Genomic DNA, 4,128 nt, shown 5'->3' on the forward strand with positions numbered 1-4,128 from the left:
GGATTTTAGGGGCGATTCTGGCCGTGAATCTGGACAGATTATACAACTTCACAGATGGTGGGAACTAGGGTCTTGGAAGATATTGTAGCAAGAGTACCAGAAGAAAAACTGTCACCAGAACTTTCATTGGAACGTTTATGTCAAAGATTTGAAATCCCAGGAGATTCTGAAGGATTAAAATAGATGGAAACATGACAATTCCAAACACATGAAGAACTGGGAGAAAGTATTCAAGAAAAATCATATGAAAGAAAAGAAATATTCCTCTTTCCCCATATTTTCTGTTAAGTATCATGTCACGATGTTTGGCTAGAACTTGAAGACCGCCGTAATACCACCTAACACGCTGTTTATAAAGTCCTCTCCAAGACTCCATAGGCTCTGTATAAATTCTTGCGTGAGGCTCGAAGCTTGAAGTAAGTCCAGCTCTGTAGGCAATCATTCCTAGATCAAAGTCCTCACCCAGTGTGTCTTTAGGTATCGTAGGAAGAGATTTTATAAAATAACTTTTGAAAGCAGAAAAAGCACCAGGAACTACAAGAAGCCAATCGAGGTAACTTTGAACCCTTCTTCCCACGTCGAAAGAATACAGAAATTCTAATTCCTGAAGTTTCTCTATTAACTTCCCTGTTCTTTTCTCAATCCTGAGAACTCCAGTGGAGACACCAATGAAGGGTCTGCTAAAGAGCTCTTCTACGATGTTCCTCAGAGAGGAACCATCAGCAAAATGAGAATCTGCGTCCATGGTTATAATGACGTCTCCTTTGGCGGCTTTTATACCCTCTTCAAGTGCCTTGGCTTTTCCCACGTTCTTTTCGTGTCTTATTACTTTAGCTCCGTATCGCATGGCTATCTCACCGGTACCGTCAACGCTGCCGTCGTCCACTACTATTATTTCATAGCACTCGAAAGGATAGTCCTGATACTGGATGCTTTCTAAAAGACGCCCAATGTTAATGGCCTCATTGTGGGCAGGGATGACTATTGATACTTTCGGAAAAAATCGGGGAATTAGCTTTGAGCCTTCGTTTTCTTTGATATAAAGATAGAAAATGAAATAGGCTAGATAAAATAAAATGACAAACGCACCGGTTGTTAAAAAGAGGTACGTAACAAATTCATGAACAGAATACCGAGGAATTTCTGGAAAGAAAATCTGAACGATTTTTCCTACAGTGGATTGAACAAAGAGATAATCAAGATAAACAATATAGCTCGCAACTATGAAGGCAGAAATGTAAGAGAGCAATTTTATCTTCATACCTCAGACCACCTCAGGAGCGGGTCTAAAGGGCGTACCTCGTAATCTACCACAGCTTTCTTAAGCTCAACTACTCCATAGCGGGAAAGTTCTCTAAGAAGTCTAAGAACGTCATAAGGGGGCATATCTACACGATAAGCTAATTCTATTACTCTTATTCTAGGATTTTTGATGATCTCCCTCATTAAGAGAGGATAACGTTTGATGGCCCATTGAGCAACGACTTCAGATTCAGAACCTCTTGGAGTTACTAAACTATCTCTAACATCCATGGGGGAGAGGTCAAGGATAACAATTTTCTTTTTGAGGAAAAGAAGCACCAGCGGTAACTTGAGCCTTCTCGGAGGCTTTCTGAGTTCACGGGCTAAGTTCTCAAGTGTCACTCCTCTGAGGGTTTGTACTTTTTCAAGAATTTTAGAACATTCTTCCTTTAGCAAAAGCTTGGAAAACGGCAGAAATGGAATAGCGAGAAGAACAGTAACTCCAAAGGGGAGAAACCCTAAATAAGCTATAATTTCAAGTATTATAAAAACCAATGCTCCTAAGAAGAAAGGATGACTAAAAACCTTTTTCAGCGTTATAAGAACTAATTCCCCTATTGGGATTTTAGGCTTCCCTAAGCGCTCTGATAATGCAAGGATGGCTAGATGGGCGTATATATCAATAATTTCGGGGTTATGTTCAATCAATTCCTCCACTGGATTGAAGGTTATTAGAACTCCAACTCCACTACCATAGTGGGAAAGTGTTATCGCAGGTAAGCCATTAGAGTAGTTAGCAAGAACTCTCGCTCTGTAGGGGCTCACGATGACGGTCTGGTAAGTATCGTTGTATAGGTAAAATCTCCCATTAAATATTATATCCCATTCGCTACTATCAGTCTCTGGTTTTTCAATACGTATGATTCGAGTTCCAGTTATTTCCTCGAGTTTTCTATTCCAGCTTTGAGTATAGGTGTTTAGGCCCAAAACCAATATGCCCCCATTCATGACATAATTGCTTAATGCTTCAACTTCTTCTCGCGTTAGCCTCCCGCCCTCGGTCCACTGAACATTAAGATCGGGAATCCATATTTCATCATATTTGATGAGGTACGTAGGGTCCGAAAGTTTCGAGCGGTCGTCAGGTAAATCTATTCCAAGATAAAGAATATCTACGCTAGAGTTAGTAATTGTAGCCAAATTGTTGGCGAACATAACATCGTTAATATCACTACAAACAACTAGAATCTTGATCTCTTCGATTGGAGTGGCATAATAGAGAGAGGAGCTCAAAAATAGAAAAAAGAGAGATACTATCAACAATTTGATGTTCCTTTTATTCAAGGCCAATCCTCCAGTTTTACTTTGACGTCTTATAACCATATTCATGTCAATATCAAAAATATCACAGCGGTTGGATCAGAGCAGTCCCATTATTCCGACTATTATCGCAATTATGCCAATGAGGGTTTGGAATCCTCCAAGCCACTTGGCAAGCTTTTCCAAGTCTTTGCCTATAGCAGGTATGCTGGGTAGGATTCCTGTCATGAGCACCAACCCTGCCACAATGGCAACTATGCCCTGGAGACCAAGGTGCAGAATACCCAGTATCACCGCTATGATGCCGATAATGGTCTGAAACCTCCCGATCCATACTGCCAGTTTGTGGAGATCCTTTCCTATGGCGGGTATGCTTGGCAAGATACCCATTGCCAACACGAGACCGGCGATAATATTTACGATCTCTATCATAGCAGTCACCTCCTAAAAGGTTCTTAGTTTAAAATTTAAAACACTAAATTAATATATAAACATTACCTCTAAAAGTGAAATTTCAAAGGAAACTCAAAGCTTTGGCATTTCCTTTATATGGACGTCCATCTGTGGGAATGGTATTTCGATGTCCTCTCTTCTGTAGGCTTCGTAGATACCCTTAGTTAGATCGCCCTTGACAGCCCAATAGTCTTCAGTCTTAGCCCAAGCACGAAGCTGCAGGTTTATTGATGAATCTCCCAAGCCAGTTATGACAACGGCCGGCTCTGGCTCTTTCAGAACTTTCGGGTGGTTTTTCATGAGGTCCATTGCCACTTTTATGGCCTTGTCGAGGTCAGTGCCGTATGCGACGCCAACGTTAACATCAACCCTGCGCGTTGGCATTCTGGTGTAGTTTGTTATAACATTCCCCCAGACTAATTTGTTCGGTATCGTTATGAGAACGTTGTCCGCTGTCAGTAGCTCGGTACTCATCACTCCAACGGCCTCCACCTTTCCCGTCTGACCCGCTATAGTTACAACGTCGCCCTTGTCAAAGGGTCTCAAGGCAGCGAGCCAAACTCCAGCCGCAAGATTTGTGAGAGTGTCCTGCATTCCAAAGCCGAGTATCAAGCCTATGACCGCGGAAAGTCCCAGTACTACGGAACCGACATTCACTCCAAGTGCCCTAACTGCCAGTAATATCACTACCACATAAAGGAGGGCGCTAAGAAACCTCGCAAGGAACTCAATGACTAAACCGGGAAGCTTTGTCTTTTGTAAGCCTCTTTTGAAGGAGGCCACGATTATTTTGGCGACTACAAAGCCCACTATCAGGACTATTACAGCGGTGATTATCTGCAAAGGAGTAATCTCGACGTAAGGTAGGGGCTTGTCTAAAATTACCATGCTTTCATCCTCCTTAGGTTTTGTCATATTATTAGTATATTCACCCTAGTTCCCACCACCTGTGAAGTTGTATAATCTGTCCAGATTCACGGCCAGAATCGCCCCTAAAATCCTGACAGCTAACCTCCTCAAACTAACACTCCTGCTCGGCCTCAGAAGAAACTCAGAAAACTTCGAAAACAAAGTCTCAATCCTCCTGCGAAAGTCAGACAAGTACTTGTAAAA

The 4,128-nt window shown here is 42.1% G+C and carries 4 protein-coding genes and 1 pseudogene; all 5 read right to left on the minus strand.

Features of this window, described 5'->3' with window-relative positions; genetic code table 11:
- Positions 1-64: 64 nt before the first annotated feature.
- Complete coding sequence (locus tag THEPK_RS00980) at positions 65-1,261, minus strand: glycosyltransferase (RefSeq protein ID WP_083965010.1); 1,197 nt, start codon at positions 1,259-1,261, stop codon at positions 65-67.
- A complete protein-coding gene (locus THEPK_RS00985) occupies positions 1,258-2,625 on the minus strand; it encodes a type 1 glutamine amidotransferase family protein (RefSeq protein WP_083965011.1) in 1,368 nt (455 codons plus the stop codon). Before THEPK_RS00985 ends, THEPK_RS00980 begins: the two co-directional genes overlap by 4 nt.
- Positions 2,626-2,661: 36 nt before the next feature.
- Positions 2,662-2,994 (minus strand): hypothetical protein, encoded by a 333-nt coding sequence (locus THEPK_RS00990; protein ID WP_042697196.1) that lies wholly within the window; start codon positions 2,992-2,994, stop codon positions 2,662-2,664.
- A 93-nt stretch (positions 2,995-3,087) separates the two neighbouring features.
- Positions 3,088-3,903 (minus strand): mechanosensitive ion channel family protein, encoded by an 816-nt coding sequence (locus THEPK_RS00995; RefSeq protein ID WP_042697328.1) that lies wholly within the window; start codon positions 3,901-3,903, stop codon positions 3,088-3,090.
- Between the two features lie 45 nt (positions 3,904-3,948).
- Positions 3,949-4,128: pseudogene (locus THEPK_RS01000) on the minus strand (IS982 family transposase); the annotation flags it as partial.

The sequence above is a fragment of the Thermococcus sp. PK genome (assembly GCF_000430485.1).
In the GTDB taxonomy this organism is placed as follows: domain Archaea; phylum Methanobacteriota_B; class Thermococci; order Thermococcales; family Thermococcaceae; genus Thermococcus_A; species Thermococcus_A bergensis.

Bases quoted from the DNA above. Each gene is read 5' to 3' on its own strand.
- THEPK_RS00980 (WP_083965010.1), bottom strand. From the start codon at position 1,261: ATGAAGATAAAATTGCTCTCTTACATTTCTGCCTTCATAGTTGCGAGC.
- THEPK_RS00985 (WP_083965011.1), bottom strand. From the start codon at position 2,625: ATGGTTATAAGACGTCAAAGTAAAACTGGAGGATTGGCCTTGAATAAA.
- THEPK_RS00990 (WP_042697196.1), bottom strand. From the start codon at position 2,994: ATGATAGAGATCGTAAATATTATCGCCGGTCTCGTGTTGGCAATGGGT.
- THEPK_RS00995 (WP_042697328.1), bottom strand. From the start codon at position 3,903: ATGGTAATTTTAGACAAGCCCCTACCTTACGTCGAGATTACTCCTTTG.